This is a genomic window from Klebsiella sp. OBRC7 (assembly GCF_000293135.1).
Classification (GTDB): domain Bacteria; phylum Pseudomonadota; class Gammaproteobacteria; order Enterobacterales; family Enterobacteriaceae; genus Klebsiella; species Klebsiella michiganensis.
This window is the reverse complement of the sequence record NZ_ALNJ01000088.1, coordinates 1-17,146: the sequence shown is the minus strand read 5'-3', so window position 1 is coordinate 17,146 and position 17,146 is coordinate 1. Positions and strand designations below refer to the sequence as shown.

Genomic DNA, 17,146 nt, shown 5'->3' with positions numbered 1-17,146 from the left:
TTCAGAGGTAGTCATGATTAAGAAAATCGGTGTGTTGACAAGTGGCGGTGATGCCCCGGGCATGAACGCAGCTATTCGTGGCGTTGTGCGTGCGGCATTAACGGAAGGTCTGGAAGTTTTTGGAATCTATGACGGTTACCTCGGCCTGTATGAAGATCGTATGGTTCAGCTCGACCGCTACAGCGTTTCCGACATGATCAACCGCGGCGGCACCTTCCTGGGGTCGGCGCGTTTTCCAGAATTCCGCGAAGAACATATTCGCGCCGTCGCGATTGAAAATATGAGAAAGCGCGGCCTGGATGCGCTGGTGGTTATCGGTGGTGACGGTTCCTACATGGGTGCCGTGCGTCTGACTGAGATGGGCTTCCCCTGCATCGGTCTGCCGGGCACCATCGACAACGATATTAAAGGCACCGACTATACCATCGGCTTCTTTACCGCATTGAGCACCGTGGTAGAGGCCATTGACCGCCTGCGTGACACCTCTTCCTCCCACCAGCGTATTTCCGTTGTTGAAGTGATGGGTCGCTACTGCGGCGATCTGACCCTGGCGGCAGCTATCTCCGGCGGCTGTGAGTTCATCATGGTGCCTGAGGTTGAATACACGCGCGACGACCTGGTTTCAGAAATTAAGGCGGGTATCGCGAAAGGCAAAAAACACGCGATTGTGGCGATCACCGAGCATATGTGCGACGTCGACGAGCTGGCTCACTACATCGAGAAAGAGACCGGCCGTGAAACTCGTGCCACCGTACTGGGCCACATTCAGCGCGGCGGCTCTCCGGTTCCTTATGACCGTATTCTGGCATCCCGCATGGGCGCGTACGCGATTGACCTGCTGCTGCAGGGCTTCGGCGGCCGCTGCGTCGGTATTCAGAACGAGAAGCTGGTTCACCACGACATTATCGACGCTATCGAAAACATGAAGCGTCCGTTCAAAAGCGACTGGCTGGATTGCGCTAAGAAGCTGTACTAAGCCTCCGGCGGAAATAAAAAGGCCTTCTCAGAGAGAAGGCCTTTTTTATGGGCGGGATGCTACTCGATATCCAGGGCATCCTCGGAAAGGATAATCCCGGTATTATCGGCGTAGAGATGGTCGCCGGAAAAGAAGGTGACGCCGCCGAAGTTGACGCGCACGTCGCTTTCGCCGATACCTTCACCTGCGGCCCCGACGGGGATGGCCGCCAGCGCCTGGATGCCGATATCCAGCTCTTCCAGATCGTCAACCTGACGCACCGCGCCATAGACGACCAGTCCTTCCCACTCGTTTTGTACGGCCAGACGCGCCAGGTCAGCGTCAATCAATGCGCGTCGAACGGAACCACCGCCGTCAACCAACAGGACATGGCCACGGCCGTTCTGTTCGAGCATATCGTAGAGCAACCCGTTATCCTCGAAACATTTTACCGTGATGATTTGTCCACCAAACGACGAGCGTCCCCCAAAGTTGGAGAACAGAGGTTCCACGACGTTGACATCCTCCTGGTAGATGTCACAAAGCTCGGAAGTATCGTATTTCATAGGCTTAACGTTCAGTTGCTGCGAGAATTTTCAGTATATCGCGTGAATCGTACTGTTGGCAAAATCATCAATTGTTAATTGATATTTGTCAGTTAACCCACAAGCCGGCTGCAAATAATTCCGATAACAAACAGCAGGTTGGTCAGCAGCGCCCCTTTAACCGTTCTTTCGAGCATTGGACGTATGGCGACAGGGTCGCGTTCGCGCATCACATAACGCGCCTGTTTGACCAGCAGCGGCGTTGCCAGCAGGAACAGCCAACCCCACGGATTATGCAGCGAGAGAAGGTTAAACAGCGCCAGGCACAGCGGCGCGCCAAACAGCAGGCAGGCGTGGTAGCGGCGAGCGTTAACCGGCCCCAGGCGTACGGCGAGGGTGTTTTTACCGTTTTCACGATCGCTGTCGATATCACGCAGATTGTTAATGTTCAGCACCGCCGTTGCCAGCAGGCCGCAGGCGGTGGCGGGTAAGAAAATGGCCGCTTCAACGCTGTGCGCCTGGAGGTACCAGCTCCCGACGACGCTAAGCCAGCCGAAGAACACCAGCACTGAGATATCGCCAAGGCCGATGTAGCCGTAAGGACGAGTGCCGACGGTGTAGGTAATGGCGGCCACGATCGATAGCCCGCCAAACACCATAAAACCGATAAAATCGGCCATGGTTTGCCAGGCCAGGAACAGCAGCGACAGGCCAGAGAGACAAATCAGCCCCACGGTGAGAATCAACGCGCGTTTCATCTGCGCCTGGGTGATTGCCCCTTTCTGCATCCCGCGCAGGGGGCCGATACGGTCAGGTTTATCGCTGCCTTTTACCGCGTCGCCATAATCGTTGGCCAGATTGGAGAGGATTTGTAATAAACCGGCGGTGATGATGGCCAGCAGGGCAACCCAGGGATCGAAGCTGCCCTGATGCCAGGCAAGCGCGGAGCCGACAATAATGGCGGCAAAGGCCAGAGGTAACGTTTTGGGGCGCAGGCTTTCCAGCCAGGCCTGGGTGCGAGTGATAGCGTGTTCGGTCATAAGTCCCGGCCAATAAAAAATGGGGCTCTACCCTTCATACTTCAAGCTGCAGATGCGTTGGCGACGCGCATTCACCCCAGGCTCTGCCGGGATAAATGAGGGCTATCAGCCAACGGCTGCCTTCCCACAACTCGAATTATTTAGGGTATCTATAGCCCCATCTATAGTGATGAAAATATATTGAACCGGATTATAAGATAAAACGGCTCAGATCTTCATCTGCCACCAGAACATCCAGATGCTTACCGACATATTCCGCATCGATGGTGACGGTTTGGCCATTCATTTCGCTGGCATCGTAGGAGATATCTTCGATCAGACGCTCCAGTACGGTATGCAGACGGCGCGCACCGATATTCTCGGTGGTTTCGTTGACCTGCCACGCGGCCTGAGCGATACGCTTGATGCCATCTTCCGTGAATTCGATATTGACGCCTTCGGTGGCCATCAGCGCTTTATACTGCACGGTGATGGACGCGTTCGGCTCGGTCAGGATGCGCTCGAAGTCATGGGTGGTCAGCGCTTTCAGCTCAACGCGAATCGGCAGACGACCCTGCAGCTCCGGAATTAAGTCAGACGGGCTGGCCACCTGGAACGCGCCGGAAGCGATAAACAGAATATGATCGGTTTTCACCATGCCGTGCTTGGTGGAGACGGTGCAGCCTTCAACCAGCGGCAGCAGATCGCGCTGTACGCCTTCACGGGATACGTCCGGGCCGGAGGAGTTGCCGCCGCGCTTACAGATTTTGTCGATTTCGTCGATAAACACGATACCGTGCTGCTCAACGGCGTCGATGGCATCCTGCTTCAGCTCTTCCGGGTTGACCAGCTTCGCCGCTTCTTCTTCAATCAGCAGCTTCATCGCGTCTTTAATTTTCAGCTTACGCGGTTTTTGCTTCTGGCCGCCCAGGTTCTGGAACATGGACTGTAGCTGGCTGGTCATCTCTTCCATGCCCGGAGGGGACATGATTTCAACGCCCATCGGCGCAGCAGCGAGATCGATCTCAATCTCTTTATCATCAAGCTGCCCTTCGCGCAGTTTTTTACGGAAAGACTGACGCGCGGCGGACGGTTCCTGAGGCTGTTCAGCCTGGCCCCAGTTGTTTTTCGCCGGCGGGATCAGCACGTCAAGGATGCGCTCTTCCGCCAGCTCTTCCGCACGATAGCGGTTTTTGTCGATGGACTGCATGCGCACCATTTTGATCGCCGCATCGGTCAGATCGCGGATGATGGAGTCCACTTCTTTACCAACATAGCCTACTTCGGTGAATTTCGTCGCTTCAACTTTGATGAACGGCGCGTTGGCAAGCTTTGCCAGACGACGGGCGATTTCCGTTTTACCGACGCCGGTCGGGCCGATCATCAGAATGTTTTTCGGCGTGACTTCATGACGCAGCTCTTCATTAAGCTGCATACGACGCCAGCGGTTACGCAGAGCGATGGCGACGGAGCGCTTGGCTGCGTCCTGGCCGATAATGTGTTTGTCCAGTTCGCTGACAATTTCGCGTGGGGTCATTTCAGACATGGGAGATCCTTACGCTTTAGACGGTAATTCTTCGATGGTATGGAAGTGGTTGGTATAAATGCAGATATCACCTGCAATATTCAACGCTTTCTCTGCGATATCGCGTGCGCCCATATCGGTATTTTCCAGCAGGGCGCGAGCCGCGGCCTGGGCGTAAGGACCGCCGGAGCCGATAGCAATCAAATCGTTTTCTGGCTGCACCACGTCACCGTTACCGGTGATGATAAGCGATGCGTTTTCGTCAGCCACGGCCAGCAGCGCTTCCAGCTTGCGCAGCATGCGGTCGGTACGCCAGTCTTTCGCCAGCTCAACGGCGGCCTTCACCAGGTGGCCCTGATGCATTTCCAGCTTACGTTCAAACAGTTCGAACAGCGTGAAGGCGTCAGCGGTGCCGCCCGCAAAGCCGGCGATCACTTTGTCGTTGTACAGGCGGCGCACTTTTTTGACGTTGCCTTTCATTACGGTGTTGCCCAGCGTGGCCTGGCCATCACCGGCAATAACGACATGGCCGTTACGGCGAACACTTACAATTGTAGTCACGAGCAGACCCCTTGGTTGCAAAAGCGGAATAGGGGCCCCGCGGTTACGCGGGGCAGAATGCAATTATAGATGGGGGGGATTTTGAGGGTTTCAACCCCTGGCGGCGAGACGAATACAGTTTGCGTGTCCGGCCATTTTCAGCCGTTCAATCATATTGCTGGCGTTTTCTTTGCCTTTCAGCGGCCCAATCACCACGCGGTTCCAGCCGTTATTGGTGGTGATGTGCGAGGCGAAGCCTTCAAACGCCAGCTGCGCGCGCACGGTTTCCGCCTGCTCAGCGCCTTTAAAGGACCCGCACTGGATCATCCAGCTGCGATCGTCTTTTTTCTCCGTCGCGGCGGTTTTCGGCGCTTCTTCTACGCGGGTTACCGGCGCGGCGGCCTGGGCTTTAGGCTGCGCGGTACTGGTATGCGCCGGCGTTTGCAGCAGATCCTGATACGGCTGCTGATTCGACGCCGTTTGCTTCGGCGGCTGCTGTACCGGCTTTGGCTGCTCGACGACCCGCGGCTGGGTTCGTGGTTGCTGTACTTGCGTCTGTGTCTGCTGCTGCACCTGTGCGAGCTGCTGCTGCTGAACTAAACGCTGACGCTGCAGGGTCTGCTGGCGCTGCGCCGGGGTTTGTTCATTCCACGGCACTTCGGTCAGCTGCGTAGGCTGCTGACGCATATCGGCCTGCATCTGCGCCAACAGCTGGCGCTGCTCGTCCGTCAGCTGCTCCGGCTTCATGACTTCGCCGCCTGCCGTGGGTTCCGTAGGCGCACGTACGCCGGGCTGACGGCTCTCCAGCTCTTTAATATAGCGCCAACGCTCTTCCGGTTTCGGCGGGAGACCGTTGCCAGCGGCCTGGCGGTTTTGCAGCGCTTCAGCCTCTTCTTTCTTGTGGTGCGTGATGAAGTACAGTCCACCGATAAAGGCCACCAGCACTGCCGCAGCGATCGCCACCATAGTCGGTGAAACCGCCGAAAGGCCGCCTTGCTTGTTCCTTGAGCTTCGGGAGTTGCTCTTTTTGCGCCGCGAAGAAGCCGGTTGGCTGCGGCGTACATAATCTCGTTGTGCCACTATCGTTTCGCTGTCTTATTCGTTTTTCAGCCCGCCATGTTACTTAAGCGGCGGGCCTTTGACCAGAAGGGCAGGCCCGAAAGCCTGAAGGTTATGTTCGGATTTTTCGCGTACTGCCGCGAACGATAAGCTCGCAGTCGAGTAATCGTGAACCGCTGCTGACGCTGTGACCGTGCAGTTGATCCAATAAAAGCAGCATTGCTTCGCGGCCAATATCAAAACGTGGTTGCGCGACGGTCGTCAATGGCGGATCGCAAAATTCAGACAAAGAGATGTTATCGAAACCAATAATAGACAGATCTTCAGGAACTTTCAGGCCGCGACGTTTCGCCAGCGATAATGCCCCCAGCGCCATAATATCGCTATGGCAGAAAACAGCCGTCGGCGGTACCGGCAGCGCCAGCAGCTGTTCCAGGGCGTTGGCGCCGGCTTCATAGGTAAAATTGCCGCGGGCGATATAGTGCGGATCGACGGTTATCCCGCTACGACGCAGCGCCTGGACATAGCCCTGCAGGCGATAATGGCACAGCGGCATCTCTTCCGGGCCGGCGATACAGCCGATGCGGCGATGCCCCAGTTCATGCAGATAGTTAACGGCGTTAAAGGCGGCGGTGAGGTTATCGATATGCACCGTCGGCAGCTCAAGCTCGGGAGCGAATTCATTGGCCATGACCATCGGCGGCAGATTGCGCTGCTCCTCTACGCCCGCATCGAAGGGCAAACGGGAGCCAAGCAGCAGCATCCCGTCGATCTGCTTGGTAATGATCAGGTCGATAAAGGTCTTTTCCTGACGGTTTTGGTGGGCGCAATCGCCAATCAGCACCAGGTACTCTTGTTCCGCCGCGGTGACTTCAATACCGCGAATGATCTCGCTGAAAAAGGGGTCGCAGATATCCGGCACAATCACCAGAATGGTGCGTGACTCGTTGCGCTTCATATTGCGCCCGAGCGATTGCGGTAAATAGCCGACTTCCAGCGCGGCCTGCTCGACCCGGTTACGGGTGCTCTGCGAAACCTTATCGGGATTCATTAACGCTCGGGATACGGTTGCCGTGGAAACGTTTGCCTTTTGGGCAACGTCTTTCATAGTGGCGGCAACGACCTGTTTTTTGGGCTTCACCTGATTTCTCCTCGCTGACTGGCGCAGACACATCCCTGGCGTTCTGACATCAGCAACATTTTTAACAGATAGTACATCCAGAGAGTTACAGAATTTTCATGAAAAACGTGACGATGGTTGAATTTTTCGATCCGCCTCGCAAGAGAAGCCTTAACCTTCAATAGGATCGACATCCAGAACCCATTTCACTTTTCGCGCTTCCGGCAGCGTGTTAATCAACGCCAGCGTTCCGCTGACGATATGCTGTAGCTGAACGCGCGACGGATGCTGGAGGAGAATTTGCCAGCGCCAGCGGCCGCCACGCTTTGGCGCCAGCGCCGGAACCGGCCCGAGCACCCACAGTTTCTTATCGGCCAGCGGGCTGGCCTGCAGCAGGTTGCGTAGCTGTTGTAAAAAAAGCGGCGCCTGCTGGTTGTTATGATCTTCGGCGCGAATCAGCACGTGGCTGGTCCACGGCGGCAGCTGCATGCTTTGCCGTTCCGCCAGCGCCTGCTCGGCAAACGCGTCGTATCCTTTATAAAGCAGCGTTTGCAGCAGCGGGTGCTCCGGGTGGTGGGTCTGCAGGATCACCTCGCCCTGTTTGCCCGCCCGGCCTGCGCGGCCTGAAACCTGCGTGTAGAGCTGAGCGAAGCGCTCCGCCGAGCGGAAATCGGCGGAAAACAGCGCGCCGTCAACGTCCAGCAGGGAAACCAGGGTGACATCCGGGAAGTGGTGACCCTTCGCCAGCATTTGGGTGCCGATAAGAATGCGCGCGCCGCCGCGATTAACGTCGGCAAGATATTGCTCAAGCGCGCCTTTGCGGCTGGTGGTATCGCGGTCAATACGGGAAATCGGGATATCGGGGAACAGCGGTCCCAGCGCCTGCTCAAGCTGTTCGGTCCCCAAACCTACCGGCACCAGATGCGTAGAGCCGCAAGAGGGGCACTGGCGCGGGATCGGGCGCTGGCTGTCGCAGTGGTGGCAGCGCAGATGATGCTGAGCCTGGTGCAGCGTGTAGTAGCTGTCGCAGCGCGGACACTCCGCTATCCAGCCGCAGTCGTGGCACAGCAGCGCCGGCGCGAAACCGCGGCGGTTCAAAAACAGAATCACCTGGTTATCGGCCTGCAGATGCTGGCGCATGCGGCCAATGAGCGCCGGAGACAGTCCGGCCTGCAGCTGCTGGCCCTTTAAATCCAGAACGTGCTGCTGAGCCGGGCGCGCATTGCCCGCTCGTTTGGTGAGTTTCAGCTGGCGATACTTGCCCTGGCGGACGTTATGAAGCGTCTCCAGCGCCGGGGTCGCTGAGCCGAGGATAATCGGAATCTGTTCGCTGTGGGCGCGCCAGACCGCCAGATCGCGGGCGTGATAGCGCCAGCCTTCCTGCTGTTTGTAAGAGCTGTCGTGCTCTTCATCGATGACGATGACCCCGAGGTCTTTAAAAGGGGTAAATAGCGACGAGCGGGTACCGATCACAATCGCCGCTTCGCCGTTTTTGGCTTTTAGCCACGCGGAGAGGCGTTCGCTGTCGTTCAGTCCGGAGTGCAGCACTTCCACCGGGGCGCTAAAGCGGTGGCGGAAACGGGCGATAGTCTGCGGCGTCAGGCCGATTTCCGGTACCATCACCAGCGCCTGGCGCCCCTGCGCCAGCACGTTTTCAAGGACGCTCAGATACACTTCCGTTTTGCCCGAGCCGGTGATCCCGGCCAGTAGCCAGGCGGAAAAGCTGTCCGAGGCGCTGTGAATCGCGCCCACGGCGGTGGCCTGTTCGGTATTGAGCCGCAGGCGCTCGCCGGGTACCGAGAAGCCCGTGCGCCAGTCGGCGATAGCGGGCGCTTCGCTGGCGAGTTCGGCCAGGCCTTTACCCCGCAGCGCCTGCAGGGCGGCGTCGTTAAATTCGAGTTCGGCAACCTGATGGCGCCAGATCTTGCCCTGACGCAGCGCCGCCAGCGCCTGCTGCTGTTTCGGTGAGCGCTTAAGGCTGTTGATATCAACCGCTTGCCCCTGTTCGGTGGCAAACCAGTACCACATTGGCGTCGCGCTGGCGGGCTTCCCCTGGCGCAGCACGATCGGTAGCGCGTGAAACAGCACATCGCCGATGGGATGATGGTAGTAGTCCGCCGCCCACAGCAGCAGCCGCCAGACCGAAGCGGAGAAGACCGGCTGGGCGTCGAGGGCTTCGGCCACCGGCTTGAGTTCGTCGAGCGGCAGTTCGCTGCGCTCACTGACCGCCGTTACGATACCTATCCGCTCCTGCTTGCCGAACGGGACGCGTACGCGACAGCCCGCTTTGACCGGCATACCGTCAGGCAGCAAATAGTCAAAAGTGCGGGGCAGCGGAACGGGCAGGGCAACGTGAGCGACGGGCATTTAATCTTCCTGACTTGAAATCTGGCGGGTTAGTATACACATTGTGATAAGGGCTCGCGGATCAGTTTGCATATGCTGGTCAAATTCTGTATGATTCGCCGCCTTTGATGCGCTTTGTGCGCCATCAAAATCTATTACCCGGGAATTTCGCTTCGCGCAATCGCACCGGGAAATTATTAACATCGCGTGGTGTCTGGCGTTAGGGCTGGAAGAGCGACGCGGCCTTAACTGAGGTTCTCCCATGAAAAAAGATATTCATCCGAAATACGAAGAAGTTACTGCTTCCTGCTCTTGCGGTAACGTCATGAAAATCCGTTCTACCGTAGGTCACGACCTGAACCTCGACGTGTGCGGTAAATGCCACCCGTTCTACACTGGCAAACAGCGTGATGTTGCTACCGGTGGCCGTGTTGACCGCTTCAACAAGCGCTTCAGCGTACCGGGTACCAGCAAGTAATTTGCTGAAGAAGCCGCCTCAGGGCGGCTTTTTTGTTTCTCTTGCGCTAAACGCGAGAAAAAAGGGCAGAAGATTTCTTCTGCCCTTTTTTATGGTTTTAGTATTCCCACGTATCCGGGTCGATGCCCAGTTCGCGCATAATCTCTTTCGCCGCTTCCGGGATTTCATCGCTGCGCTCTTTACGCAGGTCTTCATCGTTAGGCAACGGTTGACCAGTAAAGGCATGCAGGAACGCTTCGCACAGCAGTTCGCTGTTAGTCGCGTGCCGCAGGTTATTCACCTGACGACGCGTGCGTTCATCGGTGAGGATTTTTAACACCTTCAGAGGAATGGAAACCGTAATTTTTTTTACTTGCTCACTCTTCTTACCGTGCTCAGCGTATGGGCTGATATATTCGCCGCTCCATTCAGCCATGAGTTACCTTTAATCCTCTATTCATTAGTTAAGGGCCTGAACGCGAGTCCTGGCCATAATTGCGCGTAGTTTACCGTAGAGGGGCGCGTCTGACACCAAACAAGCCGCTACGGATGTGCGCTAATGCATATAATTTTAACGGCTATTTCCAGTTTGCTCAATCTATACGCAAAGAAGTTTAGATGTCCAGATGTATTGACGTCTATTATAACAATGATTACTCTGGAGCCTGACTTTTCACCGACTCAGCCCAGGAACTCCCCAACATGACGCGTAAACAGGCCACCATCGCAGTGCGTAGCGGTTTAAATGACGACGAGCAGTACGGTTGCGTTGTCCCGCCCATTCATCTCTCCAGCACCTATAACTTCACCGGATTTAACGAACCTCGCGCCCACGACTACTCTCGTCGCGGTAACCCGACCCGGGATGTGGTGCAGCGTGCGCTGGCGGAGCTGGAGGGCGGCGCGGGGGCGGTTCTGACCAATACCGGCATGTCGGCCATTTTGCTGGTCACCACCGTATTTCTGAAACCGGGCGATCTGCTGGTGGCACCGCACGACTGCTACGGCGGCAGCTACCGCCTGTTTGACAGCCTGGCGAAGCGCGGCTGCTATCGCGTGCTGTTTGTCGATCAAAACGACGAGCAGGCGTTGAGCGCCGCGCTGGGGGAAAAACCGAAGCTGGTTCTGGTCGAAAGCCCAAGTAATCCATTGCTGAGAGTTGTGGATATTGCGAAAATCTGCGGTCTGGCGCGTGAGGCCGGAGCGGTCAGCGTGGTGGATAACACCTTCCTGAGCCCGGCTTTGCAGAATCCGCTGGCGCTGGGCGCCGATCTGGTGTTGCATTCGTGCACTAAATATTTGAACGGCCACTCTGACGTGGTGGCCGGGGTGGTGATCGCTAAAGATCCGGCGACCGTCACCGAACTGGCATGGTGGGCGAATAATATCGGCGTCACCGGCGGAGCGTTTGATAGCTATCTGCTGCTGCGCGGCTTACGTACGCTCTCTCCGCGTATGGAAGTGGCGCAGCGCAACGCGCTGGCGATTGTCGACTATCTGAAAACCCAGCCGCTAGTGAAAAAACTGTACCATCCGTCCCTGCCGGAAAACCAGGGCCATGAGATTGCGGCGCGTCAGCAAAAAGGTTTTGGGGCGATGTTAAGCTTCGAACTGGATGGCGATGAGCAGACGCTGCGTCGTTTCCTGAGCGGGCTATCGCTGTTTACGCTGGCGGAATCGCTGGGCGGCGTGGAAAGTCTGATTTCCCACGCCGCGACGATGACCCATGCGGGTATGGCGCCTGAAGCGCGTGCGGCCGCCGGGATCTCAGAAACGCTTCTGCGGATTTCGACCGGTATTGAAGATGGTGAAGATTTAATTGCCGACCTGGAAAATGGCTTCCGGGCAGCAAACGAGGAATAAACATGAGTGTGATTGCGCAGGCAGGGGCGAAGGGTCGTCAGCTGCACAAATTTGGTGGGAGTAGTTTAGCGGATGCGAAATGTTACCTGCGCGTCGCGGGTATCATGACGGAGTATTCGCAGGCGGGCGATATGATGGTCGTCTCTGCCGCCGGCAGTACCACCAACCAGTTGATCAGCTGGCTGAAGCTCAGCCAGACCGATCGCCTTTCTGCGCATCAGGTGCAACAATCGCTCCGTCGTTATCAGATGGAGCTCATCTCCGGACTGCTGTCACCAGACGCTGCCGACACGCTGATTGCTATCTTTATTCAGGATCTTGAGCGCCTTGCCGGGCTGCTTGACGGCAGCATCACCGACGCGGTATACGCCGAAGTCGTCGGTCACGGCGAAGTCTGGTCGGCCCGCCTGATGGCGGCGGTGCTGAACCATCTTGGCGTAGAAGCCGCCTGGCTGGATGCGCGTAGCTTCCTGCGCGCCGAGCGCTCCGCGCAGCCGCAGGTGGATGAAGGCTTATCCTATCCGCTTTTGCAGCAGCTGATAGCGCAGCACCCGAACAAGCGTCTGGTGGTGACCGGCTTTATTTCGCGTAACAACGCCGGGGAAACCGTCCTGCTGGGGCGTAACGGTTCCGACTATTCCGCCACCCAAATCGGCGCCCTGGCCGGGGCGTCTCGCGTCACTATCTGGAGCGACGTGGCCGGGGTCTACAGCGCCGATCCGCGTAAAGTGAAAGACGCCTGCCTGCTGCCGCTGCTGCGCCTGGATGAAGCCAGCGAACTGGCCCGCCTGGCGGCGCCGGTGCTGCATGCCCGTACGCTGCAGCCGGTCTCCGGCAGCGATATCGATTTACAATTACGCTGTAGCTACACCCCGGATCAGGGCTCAACGCGCATCGAACGCGTGCTGGCTTCCGGTACCGGGGCGCGTATCGTGACCAGCCATGATGATGTCTGCCTGATTGAGTTCCAGGTACCCGGCGGCCAGGATTTCAAACTGGCGCATAAGGAGCTGGACGCTATTTTAAAACGCGCCCAGCTGCGTCCGCTGGCGGTTGGCGTACACGCCGACCGTAAGCTGCTGCAGTTCTGTTACACCTCTGAAGTGGCCGACAGCGCGCTGAAGCTGCTGGACGAAGCGGGGCTGCCGGGCGAGCTGCGCCTGCGTCAGAAGCTTGCGCTGGTGGCGATGGTTGGCGCTGGCGTGACCCGCAATCCGCTGCACTGCCACCGTTTCTGGCAACAGCTGAAAGGTCAGCCGGTAGAGTTTACCTGGCAATCAGAGGAGGGCATTAGCCTGGTCGCGGTGCTGCGCGCCGGGCCGACGGAAAGCCTTATTCAGGGGCTGCATCAGTCGTTGTTCCGCGCGGAAAAACGCATTGGCCTGGTGCTGTTTGGCAAAGGTAATATCGGGTCCCGCTGGCTGGAGCTGTTCGCTCGCGAGCAGACCACGCTTTCCGCCCGCACCGGGTTTGAATTCATCCTTGCCGGGGTTGTGGATAGTCGCCGTAGCCTGCTTAATTACGAAGGCCTTGACGCCAGTCGCGCGCTGGCTTTCTTTAATGATGAGGCGGTTGAGCAGGATGAAGAGTCGCTATTCCTGTGGATGCGCGCGCATCCGTACGATGATTTAGTGGTGCTGGACGTAACCGCCAGCGCGCAGCTGGCCGACCAGTACCTCGATTTCGCCAGCCATGGTTTCCACGTTATCAGCGCGAATAAGCTGGCTGGCGCCAGCAGCAGCAGTAAGTATCGCCAGATCCACGACGCGTTCGAGAAGACCGGGCGCCACTGGCTGTACAACGCCACCGTCGGCGCCGGTTTACCGGTCAACCATACGGTGCGCGATTTGATTGATAGCGGCGATACCATTCTGGCGCTGAGCGGTATTTTCTCCGGCACCCTCTCATGGCTGTTCCTGCAGTTTGACGGCACCGTGCCGTTTACAGACCTCGTCGATCAGGCCTGGCAGCAGGGGCTGACGGAACCGGACCCGCGCGTCGATCTCTCCGGGAAAGACGTCATGCGCAAGCTGGTGATCCTGGCCCGTGAGGCGGGTTACAACATCGAGCCGGATCAGGTGCGCGTTGAGTCGCTGGTGCCCGCCCACTGCGAAGAGGGGTCTGTCGATCACTTCTTTGAGAACGGCGAAGCGCTGAACGAGCAGATGCTGCAGCGTCTGGAAGCGGCGCGCGAAATGGGCCTGGTGCTGCGCTACGTCGCGCGATTTGACGCTAACGGTAAAGCCCGCGTCGGCGTTGAAGCGGTGCGCGAAGAGCATCCGCTGGCGGCGCTGCTGCCGTGTGATAACGTCTTTGCTATCGAGAGCCGCTGGTATCGCGATAACCCGCTGGTGATCCGCGGTCCGGGCGCCGGTCGTGATGTGACCGCCGGGGCGATTCAGTCGGATATCAACCGTCTGGCGCAGCTGCTGTAGCCATAAATCAAAGACCAGGCAACGCCTGGTCTTTTCACCTTAGTGCGCCGCGAAGACTTCTTTGGCGGCAAACAGGCCATTCAGGGCCGCCGGGAATCCGGCATAGACCGCCATCTGCATGATAACTTCCGTAATCTCTTCCTGCGTCAGCCCGACATTTAACCCGGCGGCAATATGCACTTTTAGCTGCGGCGCGGCGTTGCCGAGCGCCGTGAGCGCGGCGATAGTGGCAATTTCACGGCTGCGTAAATCGAGCCCTGGCCTGGCGTAAATATCGCCGAAGGGGAACTCAATCAGATAGCGGGCAAAATCGGGGGCGATATCCTTCAGGCTGTTGACGACGGCGTCGCCGCCTTTGCCGTCCACGCGCTGTAGCATTTCTCGTCCGATGGTATAACGTTCGCTGGTCATGGCTTTTCCTCAGTGTGATGATGCGTAATGAGGAAGGTTAGGGAAGTTTTCCTGACTTGAGTAATACCCTTTTCGTGATACCTTTTCAGTATGACAAATTCACGTTTACACACTCTGGATATTCGCCTGCTGCGCTACTTTGCGGTGGTGGCGGAGGAAAATAACATCAGCCGGGCCGCGCAGCGGCTATTTATTTCGCAGCCGCCGCTGAGCCGTCATATTCGCCATCTGGAAACGCAGCTGGGGGTAACGCTATTCTTGCGGCATACCAAAGGTCTGATCCTTACCGACGAGGGAAGACGGGTGCTGGATATCATTCGGCCTCTGCTGGCACTTCAGGATCGCACCCTGACGGCGTTGAGCCAGCTCTCTGCGCCCGCGCAGCAGCCTCTGCGTCTGGGATTGACCACCGCCTTTGAGCAAGGCATTTTCGCCGCCGCGGAATCCGCTCTGGGTGAGTACACCGGCGCGTTGCACATCACTCGTCAGTCATCACCGGCGTTGGCCCAACTGGTGCGAAAGGGCAAGCTCGATGCGGCGCTGGTGGCGCTGCCGCTGAATACCGAGGGGCTTCACCTGCATCCGTTGCCGTATGGCGAGCCGCTTATCGCGGCGCTACCCGCATCCTGGCCGGAGGCCGCCAGGGCGGAGCTGACGTTAAGCGCGCTCAATCATCGGCCGCTGTTCTGGTTTAAACGCGAGCGTAATCCCGATTTTTTTGACTATACTCGGCGTATTTTTGACCGGGCAGGCTATGTGCCCACCTACGTGGAGGAGCCTGCCGAGCATGATGTTCTGCTGGCGCGCATTGCGCGCGGAGAAGGCCTGATCCTCCTGCCGGCCTCTTTTTCCGCGATTCAGCGACAGGGGGTGGTCTTTTGTCCTTTGCAGGATGCCAGCCAGCAGCTTCCGCTTAGGCTGGGAATGGTGACGCTGCCCGCAAATGAGAGGGTCCGGGAAAGGGTAACAGCAGTCGTTGAAAAATCATTGCTTTAGCGAAAAAGAGATGAATTAATTTCATCCTGGCTGAATATTCCTCACTGTTTACGCTGATTTTTCTATTGACGCGGATGCCCTTTTCCGTCATTTTTACATCTGGACGTCTAAACGTATAGAAGTTCGCGACACAACAAACAATAAAATGCGATTGATGAGGTAAGGTATGAGCTTTTTTCACGCCAATCAGCGGGAAGCCCTGAATCAGAGCCTGGCGGAAGTGCAGGGCCAGATTAACGTCTCCTTTGAATTCTTTCCGCCGCGCACCAGTGAAATGGAGCAAACCCTCTGGAAATCCATCGATCGCCTGAGCAGCCTGAAGCCGAAGTTTGTCTCCGTGACCTACGGCGCCAACTCCGGTGAACGTGACCGCACCCATAGCATTATCAAAGGTATTAAAGAGCGTACCGGTCTGGAAGCCGCCCCGCATCTGACCTGTATCGATGCCAGCCGCGATGAGCTGTGTACCATTGCTAAAGATTACTGGGATAGCGGGATTCGCCATATCGTTGCGCTGCGTGGCGACCTGCCGCCTGGCAGCGGTAAGCCGGATATGTACGCGGCCGACCTGGTGACTCTGCTGAAAGAGGTCGGGGACTTTGATATTTCCGTTGCGGCTTATCCGGAAGTCCATCCGGAAGCCAAAAGCGCGCAGGCCGATCTGCTTAACCTGAAACGTAAGGTCGAAGCCGGAGCAAATCGCGCGATTACCCAGTTTTTCTTTGATGTTGAAAGCTACCTGCGTTTTCGCGACCGCTGCGTCTCGGCGGGTATCGATGTCGAAATTATTCCGGGCATTCTGCCGGTCTCTAACTTCAGGCAGGCGAAAAAATTTGCCGATATGACCAACGTGCGTATCCCGACGTGGATGGCGAAAATGTTCGAAGGTCTGGACAATGACGCCGAAACCCGCCAGCTGGTGGGGGCGAATATCGCCATGGATATGGTGAAGATTTTGAGCCGTGAAGGGGTGAAGGATTTCCATTTCTATACCCTGAACCGCGCGGAAATGAGCTACGCGATTTGCCACACTTTAGGCGTGCGCCCGGCGTAAGCAGGCTTCAGATTTCCCCGTCCTTCTCTTCTCTCTGCGGCGTCAAAGCAGCTTCGGCGCCGCTTGTTCTGGTTATTTCCTTAATACATCTTTACGGGCGGTAAAACGGGGCGCCTGCGCCATCAGAGGTGACTATCCGCCAGCAGCAGCGGTACGTTTTGCGTTTGCATCAGAGAGAGGATATCGGGGGAGAGGCCGGTCTGGCTGATAACGAGGTCAAGGTCTGCCAGGCGGGCATGGCCTGCAAGGAACGTTTGACCAAATTTACTGCTGTCCGCCAGCAGGATTTTTTGCCGCCCGGCGCGCATCAGCGCTTGTTTGACGTGGGCATCGGTCATTTCAGGAACCGTCAGCTCTCCAAGATCGTTGACGCCCTGAGTGCTGATGAAGACTTTGTCGGCGTGGATGTGACGAAAGAAGTCGGCGGTACTGAAAGAGACCATTCCCTGGCTGGCGTCTTCATATTCACCGGGCGCGACGATCAACTTGATATTTTTTCTTCCTTTCAGGAGATTAACCACCGGAATAGAGTTGGTTATCACCATGATTTTCTTATCGAAAACAAAATTAGCGAGCGCCAGCGGCGTGGTGCCGCAGTCGATAATAATCGTGTCGCCATCTTCAACCTGCTCGGCGGCTTTCTGGCCAATCAGGTGCTTATCATTGGCCATTTGTATCGATTGCAGCTGAAAGCCGGGCTCGACGCTGGCGCCGTGGGTTAAGTAGGCTCCACCGTAGGTTGTTTTTACAATGCCTTGTTTTTCAAAGAAAGAGAGATCGCGACGGATGGTCATTTTGGTGACGCCGAACTTTTCGGCGAG

16 protein-coding genes are annotated in these 17,146 nt (G+C 57.2%); 6 read left to right on the top strand and 10 right to left on the bottom strand.

The window, feature by feature from the left end:
• Positions 1-13: 13 nt before the first annotated feature.
• Positions 14-976 carry a 6-phosphofructokinase gene (pfkA, locus tag HMPREF1144_RS18610; protein ID WP_004127238.1) on the top strand — a complete coding sequence of 321 codons (963 nt, stop codon included), beginning with the start codon at positions 14-16 and terminating at the stop codon, positions 974-976.
• A 59-nt stretch (positions 977-1,035) separates the two neighbouring features.
• Here pfkA and rraA read toward each other — a convergent pair whose 3' ends face one another.
• From rraA to priA, 7 genes are all read right to left on the bottom strand, one after another.
• Positions 1,036-1,521: a ribonuclease E activity regulator RraA gene (gene rraA, locus HMPREF1144_RS18605; RefSeq protein WP_004127241.1), complete on the bottom strand. Its 486-nt coding sequence runs from the start codon at positions 1,519-1,521 to the stop codon at positions 1,036-1,038.
• 92 nt (positions 1,522-1,613) lie between these two features.
• Positions 1,614-2,540 carry a 1,4-dihydroxy-2-naphthoate polyprenyltransferase gene (gene menA, locus HMPREF1144_RS18600; protein ID WP_009653650.1) on the bottom strand — a complete coding sequence of 309 codons (927 nt, stop codon included), beginning with the start codon at positions 2,538-2,540 and terminating at the stop codon, positions 1,614-1,616.
• Positions 2,541-2,730: 190 nt separating this feature from the next.
• A complete protein-coding gene (hslU, locus tag HMPREF1144_RS18595; protein WP_004127247.1) occupies positions 2,731-4,065 on the bottom strand; it encodes an HslU--HslV peptidase ATPase subunit in 1,335 nt (444 codons plus the stop codon).
• Positions 4,066-4,074: 9 nt separating this feature from the next.
• Positions 4,075-4,605, bottom strand: a complete 531-nt coding sequence (gene hslV, locus HMPREF1144_RS18590; RefSeq protein ID WP_004107530.1) for an ATP-dependent protease subunit HslV — start codon at positions 4,603-4,605, stop codon at positions 4,075-4,077.
• Between the two features lie 90 nt (positions 4,606-4,695).
• On the bottom strand, positions 4,696-5,664 hold the full coding sequence (ftsN, locus tag HMPREF1144_RS18585; protein WP_071532290.1) for a cell division protein FtsN: 969 nt from the start codon (positions 5,662-5,664) through the stop codon (positions 4,696-4,698).
• A gap of 91 nt (positions 5,665-5,755) precedes the next feature.
• The gene (gene cytR, locus HMPREF1144_RS18580) at positions 5,756-6,784 is read right to left on the bottom strand and encodes a DNA-binding transcriptional regulator CytR (RefSeq protein WP_004856005.1); all 1,029 of its coding nucleotides are present in this window, start codon (positions 6,782-6,784) and stop codon (positions 5,756-5,758) included.
• Between the two features lie 150 nt (positions 6,785-6,934).
• Positions 6,935-9,130 (bottom strand): primosomal protein N', encoded by a 2,196-nt coding sequence (gene priA / locus HMPREF1144_RS18575; protein WP_009653640.1) that lies wholly within the window; start codon positions 9,128-9,130, stop codon positions 6,935-6,937.
• Between the two features lie 241 nt (positions 9,131-9,371).
• On the opposite strand from priA, the gene rpmE reads away from it, so the two are divergent.
• Positions 9,372-9,587, top strand: a complete 216-nt coding sequence (gene rpmE, locus HMPREF1144_RS18570; protein ID WP_004107543.1) for a 50S ribosomal protein L31 — start codon at positions 9,372-9,374, stop codon at positions 9,585-9,587.
• Between the two features lie 97 nt (positions 9,588-9,684).
• Here rpmE and metJ read toward each other — a convergent pair whose 3' ends face one another.
• Positions 9,685-10,002: a met regulon transcriptional regulator MetJ gene (gene metJ, locus HMPREF1144_RS18565; protein WP_004107547.1), complete on the bottom strand. Its 318-nt coding sequence runs from the start codon at positions 10,000-10,002 to the stop codon at positions 9,685-9,687.
• A gap of 266 nt (positions 10,003-10,268) precedes the next feature.
• On the opposite strand from metJ, the gene metB reads away from it, so the two are divergent.
• Entirely contained in the window at positions 10,269-11,429 is a 1,161-nt protein-coding gene (gene metB, locus HMPREF1144_RS18560) for a cystathionine gamma-synthase (RefSeq protein WP_004856011.1), read from the top strand.
• Positions 11,430-11,431: 2 nt separating this feature from the next.
• On the top strand, positions 11,432-13,864 hold the full coding sequence (locus HMPREF1144_RS18555; protein ID WP_009653658.1) for a bifunctional aspartate kinase/homoserine dehydrogenase II: 2,433 nt from the start codon (positions 11,432-11,434) through the stop codon (positions 13,862-13,864).
• Between the two features lie 39 nt (positions 13,865-13,903).
• Here HMPREF1144_RS18555 and HMPREF1144_RS18550 read toward each other — a convergent pair whose 3' ends face one another.
• Positions 13,904-14,275, bottom strand: a complete 372-nt coding sequence (locus HMPREF1144_RS18550; RefSeq protein ID WP_004856015.1) for a carboxymuconolactone decarboxylase family protein — start codon at positions 14,273-14,275, stop codon at positions 13,904-13,906.
• A 90-nt stretch (positions 14,276-14,365) separates the two neighbouring features.
• On the opposite strand from HMPREF1144_RS18550, the gene HMPREF1144_RS18545 reads away from it, so the two are divergent.
• Positions 14,366-15,271, top strand: coding sequence for a LysR family transcriptional regulator (locus HMPREF1144_RS18545; RefSeq protein WP_004856017.1), 906 nt, complete (start codon positions 14,366-14,368; stop codon positions 15,269-15,271).
• A gap of 166 nt (positions 15,272-15,437) precedes the next feature.
• On the top strand, positions 15,438-16,325 hold the full coding sequence (gene metF, locus HMPREF1144_RS18540) for a methylenetetrahydrofolate reductase (protein WP_009653638.1): 888 nt from the start codon (positions 15,438-15,440) through the stop codon (positions 16,323-16,325).
• 122 nt (positions 16,326-16,447) lie between these two features.
• Here the strand turns inward: metF and HMPREF1144_RS18535 are convergent.
• A partial coding sequence (locus HMPREF1144_RS18535) for a DeoR/GlpR family DNA-binding transcription regulator (protein WP_009653665.1) occupies positions 16,448-17,146 on the bottom strand: 699 nt, incomplete at its 5' end.

What these genes read in the sequence shown, in the direction of transcription:
- HMPREF1144_RS18545 (WP_004856017.1), top strand. Translation starts at nt 14,366, where the DNA reads ATGACAAATTCACGTTTACACACTCTGGATATTCGCCTGCTGCGCTAC.
- metB (WP_004856011.1), top strand. Translation starts at nt 10,269, where the DNA reads ATGACGCGTAAACAGGCCACCATCGCAGTGCGTAGCGGTTTAAATGAC.
- menA (WP_009653650.1), bottom strand. Translation starts at nt 2,540, where the DNA reads ATGACCGAACACGCTATCACTCGCACCCAGGCCTGGCTGGAAAGCCTG.
- pfkA (WP_004127238.1), top strand. Translation starts at nt 14, where the DNA reads ATGATTAAGAAAATCGGTGTGTTGACAAGTGGCGGTGATGCCCCGGGC.
- rraA (WP_004127241.1), bottom strand. Translation starts at nt 1,521, where the DNA reads ATGAAATACGATACTTCCGAGCTTTGTGACATCTACCAGGAGGATGTC.
- HMPREF1144_RS18555 (WP_009653658.1), top strand. Translation starts at nt 11,432, where the DNA reads ATGAGTGTGATTGCGCAGGCAGGGGCGAAGGGTCGTCAGCTGCACAAA.
- HMPREF1144_RS18550 (WP_004856015.1), bottom strand. Translation starts at nt 14,275, where the DNA reads ATGACCAGCGAACGTTATACCATCGGACGAGAAATGCTACAGCGCGTG.
- rpmE (WP_004107543.1), top strand. Translation starts at nt 9,372, where the DNA reads ATGAAAAAAGATATTCATCCGAAATACGAAGAAGTTACTGCTTCCTGC.
- metF (WP_009653638.1), top strand. Translation starts at nt 15,438, where the DNA reads ATGAGCTTTTTTCACGCCAATCAGCGGGAAGCCCTGAATCAGAGCCTG.
- priA (WP_009653640.1), bottom strand. Translation starts at nt 9,130, where the DNA reads ATGCCCGTCGCTCACGTTGCCCTGCCCGTTCCGCTGCCCCGCACTTTT.
- hslU (WP_004127247.1), bottom strand. Translation starts at nt 4,065, where the DNA reads ATGTCTGAAATGACCCCACGCGAAATTGTCAGCGAACTGGACAAACAC.
- metJ (WP_004107547.1), bottom strand. Translation starts at nt 10,002, where the DNA reads ATGGCTGAATGGAGCGGCGAATATATCAGCCCATACGCTGAGCACGGT.